The 19,696-nt window shown below is 69.1% G+C and carries 17 protein-coding genes; 10 read left to right on the plus strand and 7 right to left on the minus strand.

Annotated features, from left to right (window positions below):
* The first annotated feature begins 126 nt into the window (after window positions 1-126).
* The 9 genes from AC1D02_RS10245 to AC1D02_RS10285 all read left to right on the plus strand — a co-directional run bounded on the left by AC1D02_RS10245 (window position 127) and on the right by AC1D02_RS10285 (window position 12,957).
* Window positions 127-3,351, plus strand: a complete 3,225-nt coding sequence (locus AC1D02_RS10245) for a penicillin-binding transpeptidase domain-containing protein (RefSeq protein ID WP_477316369.1) — start codon at window positions 127-129, stop codon at window positions 3,349-3,351.
* 75 nt (window positions 3,352-3,426) lie between these two features.
* Window positions 3,427-4,569: a hypothetical protein gene (locus AC1D02_RS10250; protein WP_477316371.1), complete on the plus strand. Its 1,143-nt coding sequence runs from the start codon at window positions 3,427-3,429 to the stop codon at window positions 4,567-4,569.
* A gap of 11 nt (window positions 4,570-4,580) precedes the next feature.
* Entirely contained in the window at window positions 4,581-5,123 is a 543-nt protein-coding gene (locus AC1D02_RS10255; protein WP_477316373.1) for a hypothetical protein, read from the plus strand.
* A gap of 5 nt (window positions 5,124-5,128) precedes the next feature.
* Window positions 5,129-6,163 carry a hypothetical protein gene (locus tag AC1D02_RS10260; protein ID WP_477316375.1) on the plus strand — a complete coding sequence of 345 codons (1,035 nt, stop codon included), beginning with the start codon at window positions 5,129-5,131 and terminating at the stop codon, window positions 6,161-6,163.
* Complete coding sequence (locus tag AC1D02_RS10265) at window positions 6,160-7,161, plus strand: hypothetical protein (protein WP_477316377.1); 1,002 nt, start codon at window positions 6,160-6,162, stop codon at window positions 7,159-7,161. The genes AC1D02_RS10260 and AC1D02_RS10265 overlap by 4 nt, the downstream gene beginning before the upstream one ends.
* 99 nt (window positions 7,162-7,260) lie before the next feature.
* Window positions 7,261-9,396, plus strand: a complete 2,136-nt coding sequence (locus AC1D02_RS10270; protein WP_477316379.1) for an SPFH domain-containing protein — start codon at window positions 7,261-7,263, stop codon at window positions 9,394-9,396.
* An 8-nt stretch (window positions 9,397-9,404) separates the two neighbouring features.
* Complete coding sequence (locus AC1D02_RS10275) at window positions 9,405-11,618, plus strand: bifunctional serine/threonine-protein kinase/formylglycine-generating enzyme family protein (protein WP_477316381.1); 2,214 nt, start codon at window positions 9,405-9,407, stop codon at window positions 11,616-11,618.
* A 60-nt stretch (window positions 11,619-11,678) separates the two neighbouring features.
* A complete protein-coding gene (locus AC1D02_RS10280; protein WP_477316383.1) occupies window positions 11,679-12,077 on the plus strand; it encodes an OsmC family protein in 399 nt (132 codons plus the stop codon).
* A 4-nt stretch (window positions 12,078-12,081) separates the two neighbouring features.
* The gene (locus tag AC1D02_RS10285) at window positions 12,082-12,957 is read left to right on the plus strand and encodes a pirin family protein (RefSeq protein WP_477316385.1); all 876 of its coding nucleotides are present in this window, start codon (window positions 12,082-12,084) and stop codon (window positions 12,955-12,957) included.
* A 169-nt stretch (window positions 12,958-13,126) separates the two neighbouring features.
* On the opposite strand, the gene AC1D02_RS10290 is transcribed toward AC1D02_RS10285, so the two are convergent.
* From AC1D02_RS10290 to AC1D02_RS10305, 4 genes are all read right to left on the minus strand, one after another.
* The gene (locus tag AC1D02_RS10290; RefSeq protein ID WP_477316387.1) at window positions 13,127-13,621 is read right to left on the minus strand and encodes a DUF1801 domain-containing protein; all 495 of its coding nucleotides are present in this window, start codon (window positions 13,619-13,621) and stop codon (window positions 13,127-13,129) included.
* A 58-nt stretch (window positions 13,622-13,679) separates the two neighbouring features.
* Window positions 13,680-15,146 carry an FHA domain-containing protein gene (locus AC1D02_RS10295; RefSeq protein ID WP_477316389.1) on the minus strand — a complete coding sequence of 489 codons (1,467 nt, stop codon included), beginning with the start codon at window positions 15,144-15,146 and terminating at the stop codon, window positions 13,680-13,682.
* 167 nt (window positions 15,147-15,313) lie between these two features.
* Window positions 15,314-16,273: a PP2C family protein-serine/threonine phosphatase gene (locus AC1D02_RS10300; RefSeq protein WP_477316391.1), complete on the minus strand. Its 960-nt coding sequence runs from the start codon at window positions 16,271-16,273 to the stop codon at window positions 15,314-15,316.
* A 67-nt stretch (window positions 16,274-16,340) separates the two neighbouring features.
* Entirely contained in the window at window positions 16,341-17,594 is a 1,254-nt protein-coding gene (locus AC1D02_RS10305) for an MFS transporter (RefSeq protein WP_477316393.1), read from the minus strand.
* Window positions 17,595-17,701: 107 nt separating this feature from the next.
* Between AC1D02_RS10305 and AC1D02_RS10310 the strand changes: the two genes are divergently transcribed.
* Entirely contained in the window at window positions 17,702-18,172 is a 471-nt protein-coding gene (locus AC1D02_RS10310; RefSeq protein WP_477316395.1) for a GNAT family N-acetyltransferase, read from the plus strand.
* On the opposite strand, the gene AC1D02_RS10315 is transcribed toward AC1D02_RS10310, so the two are convergent.
* The 3 genes from AC1D02_RS10315 to AC1D02_RS10325 all read right to left on the minus strand — a co-directional run bounded on the left by AC1D02_RS10315 (window position 18,159) and on the right by AC1D02_RS10325 (window position 19,689).
* Window positions 18,159-18,602: an STY0301 family protein gene (locus tag AC1D02_RS10315; RefSeq protein ID WP_477316397.1), complete on the minus strand. Its 444-nt coding sequence runs from the start codon at window positions 18,600-18,602 to the stop codon at window positions 18,159-18,161. The two genes, AC1D02_RS10310 and AC1D02_RS10315, sit on opposite strands and share 14 nt — an antisense overlap.
* 178 nt (window positions 18,603-18,780) lie before the next feature.
* Complete coding sequence (locus tag AC1D02_RS10320) at window positions 18,781-19,083, minus strand: putative quinol monooxygenase (protein WP_477316399.1); 303 nt, start codon at window positions 19,081-19,083, stop codon at window positions 18,781-18,783.
* Window positions 19,084-19,233: 150 nt separating this feature from the next.
* Window positions 19,234-19,689 carry an SH3 domain-containing protein gene (locus AC1D02_RS10325; protein WP_477316401.1) on the minus strand — a complete coding sequence of 152 codons (456 nt, stop codon included), beginning with the start codon at window positions 19,687-19,689 and terminating at the stop codon, window positions 19,234-19,236.
* Window positions 19,690-19,696: the final 7 nt, after the last annotated feature.

Below are 19,696 nucleotides of genomic sequence, written 5' to 3' on the forward strand. Positions count from 1 at the left end.
GGGCCGGCCTGCGAAAAAAGGCGACGAACCGCGCCAGCGAGCCCATCCCTTTTTCACTGTCCCCCGGCTAAGGATGAGCGGTCGGCGTGCGCGGGTGCGCAGCCGCCTCATACAGACGGGAATCCAATGCTCGGCACGATCCGAAACCTGATGCAGCAGGCGCACTCACGGCGCATCGCATGGCGGCGCGCGCGCAACCTGAACGCCGCGGTTCGCGCCGGCGCCAAGCCAAAGCCGGCTGCGGCGGTCCCGGTCGAGCGCGTTGCGTTTCGTCCGCGCGCGCTGACGGCCGTGCACTGGATCGGTGCGGCCGGCTTGCTGGCGGCGATTGGCGGCGCCTTCCTGCTGGCCGCGCACGCGCGCAGCCTGGCGGTCGCCGGCGACGTTCCCGGCGCCGGCGGCTTGCCGCATCCGGTCGCGGTGTTCCAGCCGGCGCTGCCGGGCGTCGCGTTCAGCGTCCCGGAAGAAGGCGCCATTTCGCTGGAGGCGCACGAAGGCGGCATGCTGCTGGTCGCCGCCGGCATGCGCAGCGCGCCGCCGCTGCGCATCGACCTGTGCGCCCAACTGGCCGGCAAGGTGGATGGCCGCCTGCTGCCGATCCGGATCGGCTACGGCTTCGACGACGTGGCCCGCTGGGCCGAGCGCGGCGCCCGGGTGGCGCCGCTGCGCAATGTGGCGCTCAGCGGCCCGGATGCCGCCGACATGCCGCGCGTTCAGGTCAGCGGCAACGCGGTGCGCGATTTCGCCGCGGCCGATTCCGAGCCGCTGCAGCTGCGCTGGGACAGCCTCGATCCCGCCGTGCGCTGGATCGGCGACGCCGGCTGGGGCAAGGCCGAGCAGGGCGCGCACGGCCAGGTCGCGCTGCGCCGCGACGGCTGGCTGCTATGGCGGCATGACGCCGCAATGCATATCCAGCGCCGCGCGGGCGGCGCTTGTCCCGCCGGGGAACTGGTGGTGCAAGTGGTGCGCACCGGGCCTGCGCGCTCGAAGGCGCTGGTGACGGCGTATCCGGCTGCGGGCCAGCCGGTGACGGCCTGGCTGGCCGCGGGACGCTACGTGGTGCCGGCCGACCCTGGCCGCGGCGTGGAAGACCAGGCGCTGTTCCTCGAGCTGCGGCGGCGCGGCATGATCCGGCTGGGCGCCGGCGGCTTGGCCGAACTGGCGCCGCGCGACCTCGCCGCCTGGCGCGCGGCGCCGGCGCCGGAGCGTGCGGGCCGATTGGCGGGGTGGGACAAGATCGTGCTCGACCCGGCCGGCGTCAAGCTGCTCAAGCGCCTGTACCGCATGGCCGACGGCGAGTACGTACGCGAACAGGTACGTGTATTCAATGGCGAGCGCCGCCTGCTGGCATGGCGCTCCGTGCAGCGATCGCCGCTGGGGCAATGGCATGCCAGCGTCGCGTCGGCACCGGCCTCCGAAACGTCCCTGATGCCGGCTTCGGCGGCGCGCCTGTTCTCCGAAGTCGCGCAGGGATGGGCGCCGTGGACCCGCATCGACGAGTGGCCCGAGGGCGCCGCCGCGCGCCTGTCGCTCGACCTGGCGCAGCCCGCGCGCGGCGGCGAGACCGTGAGACTTATGCTGGTCGGGCGCGCGTCCAACGTGCAGGGAGCGCGCGTGCTGGCGGCGCACGGCGTATGCAGCGGACGCGCGTGTCCGGCGCGCGACGCGGTCCAGGCGCTCGCGCTGGAACTGCTGCCGGGCGCGCGCAGCGTGTCGCTCGACGCCGCCCCGCTCGACATGACCGTGCTGGCGATGCCGGGCGACCAGCAATACCGCCACCTGCGCGTGGCGAACGGCCAGCTCGATTGGCAGCAATTGGCGCCGATGGCGGCGGTGCGCACGGCGGCGCTGGCTGACGTGACGCTCGAAGACCGCAACGGCGCGCCGCTTTGGAGCGGCGGCGCGCCGACCCGCGCGGCGATCGACGCCGGCCTCGCGCCGCTGCTCGGCATCCGCGCGGACCATGCAAGCAGCGTGGCCGGGATGCTGGCCCGCGTGCCGGCCCCCGGCGGCTTGCCGCACGATGCGCGACTGACGCTCGACCTCGCGCTTCAGGTCGTCAGCCAGGGCGCGCTCGATTGCATCGGCATGAAGCGCGGGCGCTGGGATGGCAAGGCGTGCAGCGGCGGAACTCCCGCGCCGGCCGGCAGGCACGCCGGCATCGTCATCCTCGACACGGAGACCGGCGACATCCTGGCCGCCGCCGGCGCCGGCAATGCCCCCGTCACCGCGGCGAACTGGAACGAGGTGCGCAATTTCGACCGCACCGACCCGGCGCGCAGCCCCTTGCGCCTGCCGGCCCTGCAGCACGACGGCGGCGCCCATTCGAGCCCCGGCTCGACCTTCAAGGTGATCAGCGCGATGGGACTGGAACAGGCGGCGCGGCGCGATCCGCAGCTCGAAGCGCTGTTGGCGGGGATGCCGCTGCCCGCGATCAACCGCATGGCGAGCCAGAAGGGTTTCGCGTTCCGGACCGACGCGTCGGTGTACCCGATGTCGACCACGCTGGCCCACGTCACCAACTACAAGGACCAGCACCTCGATCGGCGCGCGCAGGACGGCAAGCTGGGACTGGCGCAGGCGCTGACGTACAGCCTCAATACCTGGTTCGCCTGGTCGGGCGAATTGAGCGACCGCAGCCTGTTCGGCCGCGCCGAGGGCGGGGCGCCGGACCTGCAGCCGCTCGAAGCCGGGGCCCTCGACGGCGTGCGGCCGATCGTCGGCATGGCGCACCGCCTCGGCTTCGGCCAGTCGCTGCGGCTCGACGGCGGCCTGCTGCCGCCCGACTACAACTGGTCGGCGTGGGACGCGCTGCAGGCCAGCGCCGCGAACATCGATCCGATCCACACCCGCCACGAGCTGCGCCAGATGTCAATCGGACTGCGCATGCAGGTCACGCCGCTGCAGATGGCGCTGGCGGCCGGCGCGGTCGGGCAGGGCCGCATTATCGCGCCGCGTCTGCTGCTCTCGCTCGACAAGCGCGCGGCCGAAACACCGGCCATGCCGCCCGTCGGCGTGCGCCTGGACCGGATCAGGGCCGGCATGAAAGGCGTGGTCGATGTGGGCACCGGGGCCGGCGCCTTCCGCGACAAGCGCTTCGACGGGCTGCGCGCCGGCCTCTCCGGCAAGACCGGCACGGCGCCGACCTCTCCGAAGGGCGGCGGCGACTCCGCGACAGTGTGGTTCACCGGCTGGCTGGAGCCGGGCAGCCTGCCGAACCAGCCGCACCGGCTGGCGGTGGCGGCCTTCGTCAGCCACTCCGAAGCGACCGGCGGCGAGCACGCGGCGCCGATCGTCGCCGCGGTGCTGGCGTCGGCCCTTGCGCGGAATCAGGAACAGAAGGGTAAATAGGCGGTTCAAGCGAGCCTTGCCGGGCGCCGTTGTATGGCATCATTTTGGTGCGTCCAACGAGATTCGAGGAAAGGTATGCGCCTGCCGGGAACCCGGTATCAAGAGCACGGGTGGGAACAAGTGCGCAAGCTGCTGGGACTTTGCTCCCTGGCTGCGTTCGCCCATACGTCGCCGGGCCGCTTGCTCGATCCCTCCAGCCGCCTCGACGCCTTGTCCGAATATGTCGAACACACCTCCGGCGCATTGCGCGCCGCCTGGCGTTCGTCGCGCGCCGAATCGCCCGGCAACAGCTACGGCGAAAGCGTGCTCGAACTGGCGCTCGGCCTGCTGTTCGAACTGCAGGCGCGGCCAGCCGACTGGGATGCCTTCGCCGCCGCGGTCGACAATGAGCACCAGAAGATCGGCGCGTTCTGGGACCAGGCCGGCGGCGACGCGATCCTGCGCAAGAAGGTCAACGACATGTACGCGGTCCTGCGCGACAAGGTCGATTCGGACAACTACCAGGTTGCCTGCGGCCGCAACTGCAGTCCCAACAAGATGTACGCCTACCGGATGGTGGACACCGCGTACGGCGACATCGCCCGGATCTTCGAAGCATGGCGCCAGCATCCGGCGCAGGTCGGCGCCATCCTGGGCCGCGGGGTCGATGCGGCGGCGGCCCCGATCGAGGTGCGCCAGATGAAGTCGATCGGCGGCTGCAAACCCGAATGGGTGATCAACTGGAGCGAGTCGCGCGAACGGTTCACCGGCGCTGCGGGGCCCCTCCACACCAAATCCAAGCGCTTCGCCAGCCTGAAAAACAGCCCGGAGAAGATCGGCGCCATGCTGCGGGAGATCGGCGACTACGAGGAACTGTCGTCCAACCGCGATTGCGACTGGCAGCAGGACGGCATCGCCGCAGCCGGCTGGCTGGACGACCTGGCGCGCGTGCTGGACGAAGCCGAACCGGACCCGGGGGTTTCACCGACCCCCGGCTATATCGACTTGACAGGCGCCGTCCGGCCGATGGCCGGCGATTCGCTGCCCGTGCGGCTGGCGGTGTACCTGAAGATGCTGGGCGCGCACGACGACAGCTATCCGGTGGAATGGCTCGATCCGGCGACCGGCGAGCTGCCGACGATGCAGCAGCTGGCGGCGATGGACCAGGTGTCCTTGCCGACGCTGCGCAAACGGCGCGATGCGGCCATCGCCACGCTCCTCGGGGCACAACGACCATGAAGGAGAACGATTTGAAGACATTGGACGACAAGCTGCGCGAAAAACTGCTGCTGTCGCGCCGCGTCGAGGGCGACCGGCTGATGCTGGCCGACGCCGTGCTCAACGCCGCGCTGGACGGCAGCCGTCCCCTGAGCGCCGGCGAAAGGGCGGCCCTCGCGGACTCGCCATTGACGCTGCGCCGCCTGCGCCAGCTGTCGATCGACCGAGCCGCCGCTGCGAACACCTGGTCCGGCAGCGCCGGCATGCTGCGCGCGGCGTCCAGTGGGGGCATCGATGCGCTGGCCACCGACGACCAGCACTGGGCCCTGCATTTCGTGCCCCAGGGCGCGGGCTGGCAGGTGATCCTGAAACTGGCGGCGGATGCGCCGTTCGCGCCGCAGCTGATGCGCGAGCAGCCGATGCTGCGCGTGACGGACGGCGGCGGCGCCATCGTCCTGCAGGGACGCCTCGACGCCGACGGCGAATGCGAGACCGCATGGCCGTTCGACACGCCTCCGGCCCAGCATTTCCAGCAGTCCGGCGCGCGTTTCGCGGTCGAACCGGTGAGGGCGTAGCCACGATGGCGGGCATCTTCAAATGGCCGGAGCGCGGTCCCGTCGTCGATACGACGGGCCTGGGTTCGGCCGTGATCGCGATGCCGCTGCCTGCCGGCTGCGCCGTGCCGCCCGGATGCGGCGCCGTGATGGTGGACCGCGGCGGGAGAACGCGGCGCGCGCCCGACGGCGCCCGGCTGGCGCCCGATCCCGGCGAGACCGCGTGGGCTTTCCATCCCGGGCCCTACCGCGCGGACCTGGCGCCGTTCGCACAGGCGCCTGAAATCGGCTTGCGCGTGGCCTTTGCGATCGACAGTCCCGACCCGCGCGTGACGCAGCAGCGCTTCGACCTGTACCTGGCCAGCGAGGCGGCCGGCGCGGTGCCGGTGGCGCAGTTCTGCGCCGCGATCGAGGCGGCGCTGCGGCACGAATTGGCGCTGGGCCACCTTGACCTCCCGCCTTGCACCACGCTGGACGAATGGAACGCATTCCGCGCCGGCTTCAACCAGCTGCTCTACATGCGCTTCGGCGTGACGGTGGAGGAATGCGTACCGGCCGACCTGGGCGATGCGGTCGATTTCGCGCAGGTCCTGCTGGCCCGCGCCGAGGCGGCGCCGGAAACGGCGGTCGCGGCCGCGCCGGCGGCGGTGCCGGAGCCGCTTTCAGACGCGCGCGCCCTGCGCCGCCTGTTCCTCGAACTGCCTTGCGTCATGTGCGGCCTGCGCCTTGCGGTGCTGCCGTCAGGAGCGGGGCTGTTCCGGCGCCACCAGGACCTGCTGCAGCGGCTCGACCTGGCCAGCCTGTCGGTCGCCACCATGCCTGCACTGGAGCTGGCCGCGCCTGGCGTGCCTCTGGACGCGCATCAGCAAGCGCGCCGCATCCGCCACGCGCAGGGCGCGGTGGACGCGCTGGACGAAGCGTGGGCGCTGCTGGCGCGCCTGCAGTCCGGCGCCGAAGCGCAGATGCCCGGGCTGTTCGACGAGGCCGAGCGCATCGTCGCCAACCTCGAATACCACGTCGGCGAGCGCCGCATTGCGCTGCCTGAAGGTGAACCGGCATGAACCAGCTGCCCGACACCGCCGAATGCCGCAGCCTGCTGGCCGACGGCTCGATCCTGACCGTGACGGCGACCCGCCGCCCGCGCGCGAACCGCGCCGACATCAAATGCAGCGCCGCCGGATCGCCCGCGCTGGCCGAGCGCATGCTGCAGGTGCTGCGCCTTGCGCGCCACACCGAGCCGCGCTTCGACAGCCGCGACCAGGTCGTCGTCAGCATCGACCGCGCACCCGGCATCCATGAACGCGACTGGGAGCTGGCCGTGGTGCTGGCCGACCGCATGGTGCGCGGCGTGTGGCGGCCGGCCGGCCCGGCGCTGGCCAACGGCTGGTCCGACGCGTGGGAGCTGGGGCGGATCCGCGGCCACGACGCGGCCGGAGCGCCGGGCCACGCGCTGCTTGGCGGTCCCGACGGGCTGGCGCACCTGGGCATGCTGACCGGGCAGCCCGACCAGGCCGGAGCCGTATCGTCGGCGCTCGCCTGGTTCCCGCTGCACAGCGGCGGCATCAACGACAGCCTGTGCTGGGTCGAGGTCAGCGTGTATCCGCTAGCGCGCGACGCGGGCGAAGAGGAAGACGCGATCGCCACGCCGGGCCTGGACCTGACGCAGCAACTGGCGGTACGCCAGGCGCTGGCGGGCGCGCGCCACTTCGACGGCCGCGGGCTGGGACGCTGGCGCAGCGTGGTGCGCTTCGGCCAGCGCTTTCACGGCAATTCGTTCGAGCTGGCGCTGGTGATGGCCGACCGCCTGGCGCGCGGACGCGAGTTCCTGCCGCGCGGCCGCGTCATCGCCACCGGCTGTTCCAGCGCCTGGCACGCGGGCCGGGTCGACCCGGTCGACGGCCGCGAGCCGAAGTGCGCGCTGATCCTGCGCGAGGCCGTCGACGGCGACCGCATCCTGCTGCCGGCGGAGTGGGAAAGCGCGCTCGCGGCGGGGTTTGCGCAGGCGGTGCGCGACAAGGGCGCCAGCGTGGCCTGCGTCGGCCGCATCGGGATGATATAGACAATAGCGGCGCACGCCTCGCGTGCGCCATGTAAAAGCATGCCTGCCCCTGCTAGAATCGAAGCGGGAGGGCCACGGATCGAATAACCAGGAGTGGATATGTTCCAGATGTTTGGGTTTGGCGGCGTCAAATGTCCGCGCTGCGAGCACAAGAACGCGGACGGCGCGGGTTACTGTGCCCAGTGCGGCCTGACGCTCGGCGCGCCGCGCAACGAGCCGGTGCTGCGCGAGAACCGCTGGATCCCCGGCCCCAACGAGCTGGCCGTGTTCTTCGGCGTGCGCGAGCTTTCGGGGCTGTTCGTCAAGACGCTGCGCGTGCCGGCCACGACCCGCGCCTACATCCTGCAGGGCGACAAGGCCACCGAGGTGCCGCAGGGCGAATACGAAATCGAAGGCTTCTTCACGCGCCTGAACCACCTGCTGCGCAACCAGCACGCCGAAATCCTGATCACCCGCAGCGCCGCGATGCCGGTGCGGTTCGAATTCGCCGACCTGCCGACCGCGGAGCACCTGACCGTTTCGGCCAGCGTCACCGTCAGCGTGAAAATCGAACAGGTGGCCGCGTTCGCGCGCCACTTCATGACCATGCCGGGCACCGTCACCACCGAACACCTGAGCGAGCTGCTGGCGCCGTCGGTGCGCCAGCTGGCCGCCGAATTCATCGCCGGCCAGTCGCTGCGCGACATGGCGCGCAATCCGGACCTGCGGGCCCAGCTCGACGAACGCCTGCAGGGCGCGCTGAAGATGCGGCTGGCGCAGTACGGCCTGGCGGCGGTGCAGGTCGACACGATCTCGCTGAAACACGAGAAGTTCGACGCCAACCGCGAGCGGATCGGCACCTTGTGGCTGGCGGCGGACGATCGCCACGTCGAACTCGAACACGCGAAACAGCTCGACCAGCTGTATGACGACGCGGAATGGCAGCGCATCCACCGCGAGGAACTCGAAAGCCGGCAGCGCTACCGCCGTGCCGAGCTGCGCCAGGACGAAGCGATCGAGCGCGCCGAGCTGTCGCTGCAAAACTCCGAGCGCATGCAGGCGGTGCGCGCGCGCGAGATCGACCTGTATTCGCGCATCGTCGACTCGAAGAACCGCAAGGAAGCCGTCGAACGCGGCGCCGGCGAGGTGCTGGCCGAACTGGAACACGAACTGGCCAAGAAGGACGCGGCGCGCGCCGACGAATCGTCCGACTGGGCGCACTTGCGCCACGTCGCCCAGATCCGCATGCGCACAGAGCTCGAAATCGCCCAGCAGGATGCTTTGGAAGCGCGCCAGATGGCGCAGCAGCGGTTCTCGCACCGTCTGCTGCAGCAGCAGATCGAGAACAAGGTCGCCCAGGCCCTGCTGATCGAGGACGAGTCGCGCAAGCGCGCCGAAATCGAGCGGCTGCACGCGCACCAGCAGGCGGCCACGCGGCGCCTGGCGGAGATCGAGGAAGAAGAGCATAGGGCCAGGTTCCAGTCGCTGTCGCTGGTCAACGCGGCGCACAAGCGCGAGGCCGAGCGCATGCAGGAGTGGGAAAACCAGGTGGCGCTGGAACGGCAGCGCGAGCTGCTGCGCGGCGGTTCGCTGCTGGCCGAGGCGGCCAACCAGAAGCTCGAGGCGATGCGGCGCGAAGGCGCCACCAGGGATTCGATCGCGCAGTACGAGAAGCTGCTGCGCACGATCGAGGCCGACGGCATCCAGTCGCGCCAGGCGCAGAAACTGGCGCTCGAAGGCGAGGAAGCGCGCCACAACATGAAGCGCCAGGGCCAGGAAGCGGAGTGGCAGCACGAGCTGCGCCGGCTCGAGCACGAGCGCGAGGAGAGGTTCGCGCAACTGGCGCACCAGGCCGACATGGCGCGCATCGAGATTTCGCGGGTCGAGACCATCGGCGCCATGAGCGACACCGCCAAGGTGGCGCTGGCGGCGGCGCCGAATGCCGCCGCGCTGGCCGACTACATGAAGACGCAGATCCATGCCGGCATGAGCCCGCAGCAGCTGGCGTCGCTGGCCGGCGTGGTCGGCGCATCGAACAACGTCACCGCGCAGGAAGCGTCGCGCATGGCGGAGCAGCGCGTGCTGCAGGAAAGCGCGCGGCGCGACGCCGAAGTCGACAAGGACCGGCGCCACCAGATCGACCTGGTCAATTTGCAGCATGACCTGCACCGGGGCGCGCTCCGCTGCGAAAACGGCCACGCGGTGCAGGCGGGCGACCGTTTCTGCCCGCAGTGCGGCGCGGCCGTCCGACCCTGATTGGAAAGATGCAGACAGCACGAGACAAGATCCGCGAGCTGCGCGCCCTGCATGAAGACGGGCTGCTAAGCCAGCAGGAATTCGACAGCCGCAAGAACGCCATCCTGGACGCGGAATACGCGCCGCCGGGAGGCGTGCTCGCGCCCGTGCGCCAGGGCACCGAGATCGGCCTGATGGCGGGCCAGGAGATCGGGCCGCAGAACCGCCGCTACAAGCTCGAACGCCTGATCGCGCAGGGCGGCATGGGCCAGGTGTGGCAGGCGATGGACCTGGCCACGCACGAGGAACTGGGCCACAGCGCCTGCGTGGCGCTGAAGATCCTGCCGCCGCAGCTGACCCTCAGCCCGACCCTTGCCAAGCTGCTGGTCGAGGAAGCGACCCAGGCGCGCCGGCTGGCGCACGAGAACATCGTGCGGGTCTACGAATGGGCGCAGGACCCGGCCACGGCGAGCTACTTCATCATCATGGAATGCCTCGAAGGCGAGGACCTGGACAGCATGCTGGCGCGCGAAGGCCCGTTCCCGCTCGAGCGCGTGACGCGCATGCTGGCGCCGGTGGCGGAAGCGTTGACGTACGCGTGGGACAAGCACCGGCTGGTCCACCGCGACATCAAACCGGGAAACGTGTTCGTCACGAAGAAGGGCGAGATCAAGCTGCTCGACTTCGGCATCGCCGCGCGCGCCCGTTCGAGCGCGAGCAATATCGGGCTGGAGGCGCCGGCCAGTTCGGGCACCGCCGGCTACCGGGCGCCGGAAGCGGGCGTGCACCAGCGCGAGCCGGCGCGCTCGCTCGACGTCTACGCGGTCGCAGTGATGATTTACCAGATGGTCGAAGGACGCATGCCGTTCGACGGCGGCCGCGGCGCGGCGCTGCAGCCGCCGCAGCCGGCCGCGCTGACCGAGCGCCAGTGGCAGGTGCTGCAAGCGGGCTTTGCGATGGACCCGGAGCAGCGGCCGGCCAGCGTGGCGGAATTGCTCGACAAGCTGCGCCACGCGGTCGGGCCGACCCCGCAGGAAGTCGCCGCCGCGCAGGCCGAGTCGCGCAAGCAGGAGGAACTGCGCCAGCAGCAGCTCGCGGCGCAGAAGAAAGCCAACGCCGCCGCGGCCGCCGCGGCCCAGTTGATCCGCGACCAGGAACGGCGCGCAAAGGAAAAGGCCGAGCGCGCGCTGGCCGAAGCGGCGCGGCGCGAGCGCAAGGAAGCGCTGCGCCAGCAACTGCGCGACCGGCGCGCGGCCGATGCCGAGAAGGCGCGGCTGGAGCAGGAAGCGCGCCAGCACAAGGCGCTGCAGGCAAAAGCCGCCGCGGCATATCGCGAGGAGCAGCACCGCGCCAGGCTCGAAGCGGCCGCGCGCGTGCAGGCGGAGCTGGACCGGCTGCTGCCGTCGCCGTCGAGCCCGGTCGCCGACACCGAAGGCGTGCTGCGCGACCGCTTCCTCGATGGATCGGGCGTGGCGCCGGACCTGGTGCTGATTCCGACCGGGCGCTTTCAAATGGGCTCGCCCGAGCACGAGCGCAAGAAGGCGATGGAGGCCGGCTCGCTGCAATCGTGGGTGGACCGCGAAACGCCGCAGCATTGGGTCGGCATCGAGCAGCCGATCGCGCTGGGCCGCTATCCGGTGACCGTGGGCGAGTGGCGGCGATTTGCGGAAGCCACCGGCTGGCAGCCGCACGAGGAATTCAACTGGGACGCGCCGGGCTTCAGCCAGGACGAAGGCCATCCGGTGGTTGGAGTGTCGTGGAACGACGCGCAGGCGTATGTGGCATGGCTGGGGGAGATGACCGGCCAGAAGTATCGGCTGCCCAGCGAGGCGGAGTGGGAATACGCCTGCCGCGCCGGCACGAAGACCGCGTTCAGCTTCGGCGACACGATCAACACCGAGCTGGCCAACTACGACGGCAATCACAGCTACGACGGCAGCCCGCCGGGCGAATACCGCCGCGGCACCACGCCGGTCGGGCAGTTTCCGCCCAATCCGTGGGGGCTGTACGACATGCACGGCAATGTGTGGGAGTGGGTGCAGGACCCGGTGCACGACAATTACAACGGCGCGCCGAATACCGGCGTGGCGTGGGAAGACGGCGGCGATCCGGGACGGCGCATCCTGCGCGGCGGCTCCTGGCTGTACAGCCCGCGCTACCTGCGCTCGGCGCTGCGCAACGGCTTTTCGGCGGGGCGCAGCAATGGCATCGTCGGGTTCAGGGTGGCGCGCAACCTGCTCTGACCGGGCCTTCTGAAATGGTGTAAATTCTCAGGTTCCACCACAGCTTTCAAAAGGAACCTTATGTCGATCTCCGTCACCCGCGACTTGTCGCAGCCGATGGGCCAAGTGGTCCATATTCGCGACCACCAGTTCGGCATCGATGGCAGCGTCGCGGAGGGAGGCACCGATTCCGGGCCGTCCGCGCATGACCTGTACGACGCGGCGCTCGCGTCCTGCAAGGCGCTGACGCTGGTGTGGTACGCCAAGCGCAAAGGCATTCCGTTGCAGGACGTGAAGGTCGACGTGGCGCGCGACGACAGCGGCGAGCGGCAGGGCGTCTACAAGCTCGCGACCACCTTGCATCTCGGCGGCGACCTGACCGAGGCGCAGCGCCAGGAGCTGTTGACGGTGGCCGGCAAGTGCCCGGTTCACAAGCTGATGACCACCGTGACCACCGAAATCACCACCGCGCTGGCGTGACGCCATGGCCATCGACTATTTCTTCAAGGCGCACGAAAAGGACCTCGGCGGCGGCTTCATGGTGCGGCGCATTTTGCCGGCGGCGGCCAAGCAGGCGGTCGGGCCTTTCATCTTTTTCGACCACTTCGGCCCGATCGACGCGCCGCCCGACGCCAACCACGACGTGCGTCCGCATCCGCACATCGGCCTGGCGACTGTCACCTATCTGTTCGAAGGCGCGATGCTGCACCGGGACAGTCTCGGCTCCCTGCAGCGCATCGAGCCGGGCGCGATCAACTGGATGACGGCCGGCAGCGGCATCGTCCACTCCGAGCGCACGCCGCCGGACCTGGTCGGCAAGCCGCGTCGCAGCCATGGCCTGCAGCTGTGGGCCGCGCTGCCCAGGGAGCACGAGGAAGGGCCGCCGGGATTCAGCCACACGGCGGCGGACCAGATTCCCGTCGCGGCGTTCGAGGGCGGCGTGGCGCGTGTGCTGATCGGCAGCGCGTTCGGCCTGACCTCGCCGGTGGCGACCTTCAGCGAAACGCTGTACCTCGACATCCGGCTCGAAGCGGGCGCCCAGCTCGAACTGGGCAAGCTGCCGGAAGAAGCGGCGATCTACCCGGTGATCGGCGAGCTCGCGATCGACGGCGCGGCGCTGGCGCCGAACACCATGGCGTATTTCCAGACCGGTGCGCGCCCGCGCATTTCAACGGCGGCGGGAGTACAATTTGTAGTGATTGGCGGCGCGCCGCTCGATGGCCATCGCTTCCTGTTCTGGAACTTCGTCTCGTCGAGCAAGGAGCGCCTGGCGCAGGCGGCGGACGACTGGGAACAGCAGCGTTACGCGAAGGTGCCGGGCGAAACCGAGTGGATTCCGCTGCCGAAACCGCTGCGCTGATTTCCCTGGCGGCGCGGCACTCGTTTAACGTGGCAACGCCTGGAAGGAAGCGCCATGAAGATCCCTAAAGATCTGCAAATCCCGGCCATTGTGTTCACGCTCGAAGCGGCCCTGCTGATCGGCCTGTCGCTCGTGTTCCTGGTGCTGGTGCCGCACTGAGGCGCCCGGTTCACGCCTTTTTCTTGCGGCTCGCTTTCGAGGCCGCAAGCACTTGCTGGTAGCGCTCGATGTAGCGCTGCGCGGGGATGCGCCGCACCGATTCGGCGATGACGTCGAGCGCGATGTCGTCGAGCTTCTTGAAGCGCAGGCAGGCGCGGCCCTTGTCGAGCTTCTTGCCCGACGCGGCCCACGCGTCGGTGAACCATTGCGCCTCGCCGCTCAGTTCCTCCTCGCAGCCGCAATACAAGCCCATCAGGTAGACCGACACGTAATTCTTCTGCGATGCGATCGCGGCGAACGGCAGCGGCTGCTTAGGGTCGCAGTGGTAGCCGGCGGGGAACACGCTGTGCGGCACCGCGTAGCCGATCATCCCGTACTGCATGCCTTCGCGGTAGCCGCTGTCGAGATTGTCGAGGATGACCTTGCGCACCGATTCGACGATGTGGCGGCGGTCTTCGGGCAGCGAGGCGAGGTAGTCGGCGACGGTGGAGGCGGACGATTGCATGCGGGACTCCTTCTGGCGATGGAGTCGATTCTATGTGTCCTGCGTGCAAATCACAACACTAAGCGGTGTGCATGTCCTGCGCCAGCGCCTGCTGCAACTGGCCCGAACGGCTGCGGATGATCCAGCTCTCGGGATACGGTTCGCTGGCAAAGCGCACGTGCCGCTGAAACGGGCTGAGCCGATCGAGCGGCGTCGCCGGCCCCAGCGCCGTCTCGACGCCGGTCACCGCGTCGAGGTGCCAGAAGCCGCCGTTCTGGTGGAACAGCACCGGCATCACGGCCGCGCGCGGCTCGCGCGGGAACGCCGGCATCGGAAAGCCCGGATGGCGCCCCGGCTCGAGGAAATAGAAGCACTCGGCGAACTCGCCCTGGTCGATGCGGTGCATGATCACGCCATGCGGCAGCAGCGCCGTCACGTTGAGCACGACGACGCCCTTGATGCTGGCCGTCAGTTCGATGCGCATGCCCAGGCGCAGCGGCACCGGCTTGTGCTTGCCCGGCCACACGCCGTCGAGCAGGATGCCGTAGCGCGACACGTCCTCGATCTCGAAGCCGCGTTCGCCGCGCCGGATGATGGCGTGGCGTCCCGACAGCCGGCGCGTCAGGCCGCTGTTGTCCTGGCCGTCGTCGCCGAAGTGCGCCAGCAGCACGTCTGCCTCGGGATCGTACTGTTCCCAGCGGCCCAGCACGCATTCGTCCAGCGCGAACAGGCGCACCTGGCGCTGGGCGCCGGCGTCCGGCGCCGCGTTGACCAGGCAGGCGCTGCTGCTCGGATACGGGTGCGGCTCGGCGCGCGACGGAATGTCGATTTCGATCAGGTCTTCGTCCCACGCGATCGTCGAGAAGCCGAGATCGACCTTGCCGGCGCCGCCGTCGAGGTTCAGGTGGGTGACCGAGGCGTTGCGCGCGGTGACGTCGATGTCGAGCCGGCCGCCGCCGGTCTGCGCGTCGACCTTGGCGATCGAGGCGTCGTCGGCGATCACGCGCACGTTCTTGTGGGTCGACAGGAAAGTCTGGTGGATTTCGGTCAGCGAGGCGTCGGCGCGCGGCACCAGCAGCACCATGGTGCAGGCCCAGCGGCGCGCCGGCAGGCTGTCCGGTTCGCTGTCGAGCTGGACGTCGATCTGGTACTGCCCGTGTTCCTTGTCGCGCGAGGAGAATTCGATGAACACCGGGCGCCAGTCGCCGCGGGTGGTGCGGGCGAACGCGTGGCGCGCGCCGCCGCCGGCGATCAGCGCCGAGCGCAGCTGCATGGTGATCCGAGGCGCCGCGTCGGCCGGCATGCTCCGCAGCTCGACCTTGATGGCCTGGCGTCCGCCGGCAGCGCGCGGATCGAAGCCGCTCACGTGCAGGTGCGGTCGCTGCAGCAGCGGAATGCCTTGCGCGTAGGCCGTCGGGACGAGCGCCTGCGCCGCCTCGCCGCCGGCGGCGCGGGCGCTGCGCACCGCGCTGATCAAGTCGAAACTCGTCGGCGTCGATGCGGCCGGCTGGGCATGCCCGCTGGCGCAAGTTTTGTCCCCTGGCATCACCCACAAGGTGCAGTGCGGGTGGTCGGAGTTACTACATTTATTCATAGTAACGTTGATCGCTTGTTTAGCTCTAGCTTACCCGGGTTTAATCACATTCCGGCAAAGCAATTGTTGCAGAGTGTGACACTTATCTTTCCTCTACGCAATTAAAGATACTTGACTAGTCAAGCATATGTCTCATCCGCGGGATCCGGGTCGGCCAACGGCCTCAGCATGATCGCGGTCAGGTTGTCGATATGCAGGCCCGGCGGCGGACTCGTGGCAATCGCGCCGAACAGCAGCTCGATCATTTCGGCCGCGCTATGGCCGGCGGCCAGCAGTTCGGGCCAGCGGCTCACCCACAGGTGCGGCTCGGCGCAGGCCCAGAAGCCGTCGGTGGCCAGCAGGTAGACCGCGTCCTCGCGCAAGGCTATCGCGCGCCGGTCGGGCAGGTGGCGCAGGAAGCGCGGCAGTCGCGCCGGCGTCAGTTCGAACAGCGCGTCGTCCAGCGCGGCCGGGTCGGCAAAGGCGTTGCCGAGCACGAAGGCCTGGGCGATCTGCGAGCGATGCTCTCCGTGCACCTGCTGCCACCATTCCTGTTCGCCCAGCACGCCGGTCATGGCGAACGCGGTGGCCGGCACGTGGTCCACGGTCAGCGGATAAATCCGCTCCGGCGTGATTTCGTACAGGCGCGAGTCGCCCACGTGGTACAGCAGCGGCGCTTCGCCGGGCGGCAGTTCGAGCAGGGTCAGCGTGGTGCCGGGACGTTTTTCGGCGTCGGCGCCCTCGGCGAACTCGGCCTGCAAGCGTGCATGCAGGCGTTCCAGGAGCTTGCTCAGCTGTGCGAGCGAGGTGCAGGGCGGCATCTCCAGCAGCCCGGCCACCGCGGCTTCGGCGGCTTCGCGGCCATGGCCGTGCCCGCCCATGCCGTCCAGCACCGCCAGGCGCGCATGGCCGCGCGGCCAGCCCTCGATCAGCCGCTGCTCGAGGCGCTCGCCGCGCAGGAATGCGGCGCGCCCGCCGGCGTCGATCATCAGCAGGTTGTCCTGGTTTTCCAGCTCGGTGCCCGGATCGGCGCCGGCAATGCTGGCGCCGGCGATGTCGAGGCGGGGGCCGAACCGGAGGCTGTCGGGCGAACGAATCATGGGCATGCTTCAGGCAGAATAACGATGCTGACAGCTTACCAAGGATTGTCCAAATCCCATGCGTCGATTAGAGCGGCTTTTCCCGCTTGCCGGTGGCCAGCACGATGGCGTTGACGATCACGCAAGATCCGGCCACGGCGAACGCGAAACGCACGCCGAAGTGGTCGGCCAGGCGGCCCCAGACCAGGCTGCCGACGGTGTAGCCGGCCGCCATCACGAACAGATAGATCGACAGCGTGCGCGCGCGGATGTGGGGCGGAAACGACGACTGCGCCGCGGCGTTCAGGGTCGAGACGGTGGCCGACCACGCCATGCCGGCGAACACGATCATCGGCACCAGCACGACCAGCGAGCGGGCGAACGACAGCGTGATCAGCATGGCGCCGTAGAGCAGCAGCGCGGCGCTCAGCAGGCGGGTCCGTTCGAAGCGGGTGCGCAGGCTCGGCAGCAGGAAGGCGGCGACCACGGCGCCGGCGCCCAGGCTGCCCATCAGCAGGCCGAACACGCTCGAATTCATCCGCAGCACGTCGCGCACGAATACCGGCAGCAGGCCGGCGAAGGCGATGGTGGCGAAGAACACGGTGCACACATTGACCAGGATGTGGCGATAACGGCTGCAGCCGAAGGCGCACGACAGGCCGGCTTTCAGGCTGTCGATGAACGGGGTGGAGGCCGCCGTGGAAGGCAGGCGCTCCTGCCACCACGCCCAGTAGACGGCCAGCAGGCCGACGAAGGACAGCGCGTTGGCCAGGAACAGCGCGCCCGGGCCGACCAGGTTGAACAGCACGCCGCCCAGCGCCGGCCCAAGGATCGCGGCGACGTTGTAGCTGAGGTTGTTGAGGGTGGCGGCCGCTTCGAGCTCGTCCGGCTCGACCAGCGCCGACATCGACGCCTGCCAGGCCGGCCACATGAAGGCCGATCCGGCGCCCAGGCAGAAGGTCAGCACCAGCACCGGCGCCGCCGTCACGTGGCCGGTGATGACCAGGCCGGCCAGGGTGCAGGCGCACAAGGCCATGAACAGGTTGCAGGAGAACAGGAATTTCGGCCGGTCCACCGCATCGGCGACCACGCCGGCGAACAGCGCGAACAGGAAGATCGGCACGTAGCTGGCGGTCTGGACGAGGGTGGTGGTCGAGGCGGAGTGCGACAGCGAGGCGATCAGCCAGGCTGAGGCGAAAGTCTGGATCCAGGTGCCGAGGTTGGACACCAGGTTGGCCGTCCACAGGCGCCGATAGCGCGCGTGCCGAAGCGGCTTCGACAGGGGCACCTTGCGGCGCACCGGCCGCGCCGGCAGGGGAACGGACAAACTGTCTTTGGACATGGTGGATCCAGTCTAGGCCTGATGGTGCTGTGCGTCAACATTCGTGTGGGCATTATTTGATCCGCTGTGCTATGTTGGCGGCAGTAACAACATGGACGAAACGACCAATGATTCGAATCAGGGCAATGGAAGCGGAGGATGTGCCGGCGATGGCGGGACTGTTGCGCACGCTGATGCTCGAATTCGTGCTGCATGATGCGACGCCGGAAGGCCGCGCGACGGTGCTGCGCGAAAACAACGAAGACGGCTTCCGCGGCTTCATCGAGAGCGGCTTCGTCTATCACGTTGCCGAAGCGGGCGGCCAAGTCGTCGGCTTTGCCGGGATGCGCGACCGCTCGCACCTGTACCACATGTTCGTCGACCGGCACTGGCATCGCCAGGGCGTGGCGCGCCGGCTGTGGGAAGTGGCGCGCGCGGCCGCGATCGAGGGGGGCGGCAGCGGCAATTTCACCGTCAACGCATCGAACTACGCGGTGCCGGTCTACGAGGCGATGGGCTTCGTGCGCACCGGCCCGACGCAGGAGCTCAAAGGGATGGTGTTCAATCCGATGGCGCTGCAGGGAACTATCGGCAGCTGATGCGATTGAGGCGCTGGCGTTTCCCGGTCGGCAGCAGGTCGTAGGAGACGTCGCAGCGCTCGACTCCGGGAGTCACCCGGATCATCAATTTCGCAGTGGTTCCCGAATACGCACAACCCATCCAGTATGTCTCGCCCGGCGATGCCGGCAAGTGCCAGCGTACGCGTTCTTGGCGTTTGGCCGGGGTGGTCGAGTCGGGAACCTGCGCGCTGTATTCGCCGCCGATCGCCACGTAGACTCCCGCCTGTTCCAGCTGGCGTGAACCAGGGGCGGCAACGAGGATCCATTCGGATGGCACGTGCGACACTGACGGTTTCTCGACAATCATCGGAGGGCATTGAATTATTTCCGGCTTCGCAAAAGCTGGATATTCGAATCCGGCTCCGAGGACTACAAATGCGGCAAGGCTTTGTATCATAAACGGCATCATTCAATCACATAAAAGGTGTCTGCGTCACGTATCTGGCTTTACCAAAGACATCGGCGTGTGGCACCTTCGACATGTTGGTCATGACGTACTTTCTCGAAGGAGGGAAGTACTTTTATGATGAGCGTGGACCTTTAGCCCGGCTAGCTAGCAGAAATGACAGTGTGGCGCACGCAAAGGGCTAACTTGCGGCCGGCATGCCTGTGCCGCCAACCGGCTCGGTCTCGAAGCGCTCGCCGAAGCCGGCGATCATCGGCCGCCCCCTGGCGATCGCCTGCTGCACGGCCGGAAGCGACAGCGACGCCTTGTGGCTGTCCTGGCTGTCCCAGGCTTCCGTTATCCAGATGGCGTCCGGATTCGACTTGTCGTGCGCGATCACGTAACTGAGGCAGCCCGGCATGGCGGCCGTGCCTTCGAGGAGGATAGCGACGAGCGCGTCACGCTGGCCCGGCACGCACAGCATTTTTCCGATCAAACCGTACATTGCGGCCGCTCCTTGAAAGTGATGGATGCGAGCGAGTGTAAGAGCAAATGATCAAATCGGCAATGGCCGCGGCCCAAGAGCTGGGGTCAGGTCCGGCGGACCTGACCCCGAATTCGTCGGCGCCGCACGAACTTGCCTCGAACTTCGAATTCAGCGCTGCCTACGCTGTTCGTCCGCGCGCCGCAGCCACAGACTGCTGACCCAACCCGTGACCGGCTTGCCGCCGACCCGCGTGCCGACTTCCCACCAGTCGCCGTCGCGCGCCCCGGTCGTCGTCACCACCGCGCCGACCGGCACCACCGCCAGCCGCCGCGCGCCGATTCCGCTGCCGGCGCGCAGGTTCAGGTCTTCGAACACCAGGTAGCTGTGGCCTGTCGATGGCCGGACGGGCGCTATCGACGCCACGCCCGCCGACGCCGCGGTCGTGGCCATCGCCGGCTTGGGCATCGCCGACAGCAGCAGGCTGCCGATGCCCCACGTCCCCGCAACCAGGATCGCCAGCGCGCGCGCGTTGGGACGCTTCCACCAGCGGGCGGGCGTCAGGAAGGCCGCCAGCACCAGCGTCAGCGCCAGCCCTACCGCAAACGCTCCGATCATGTAAGCCATGCCAGCC

This window comes from Massilia sp. P1_C10 (genome assembly GCF_056406475.1).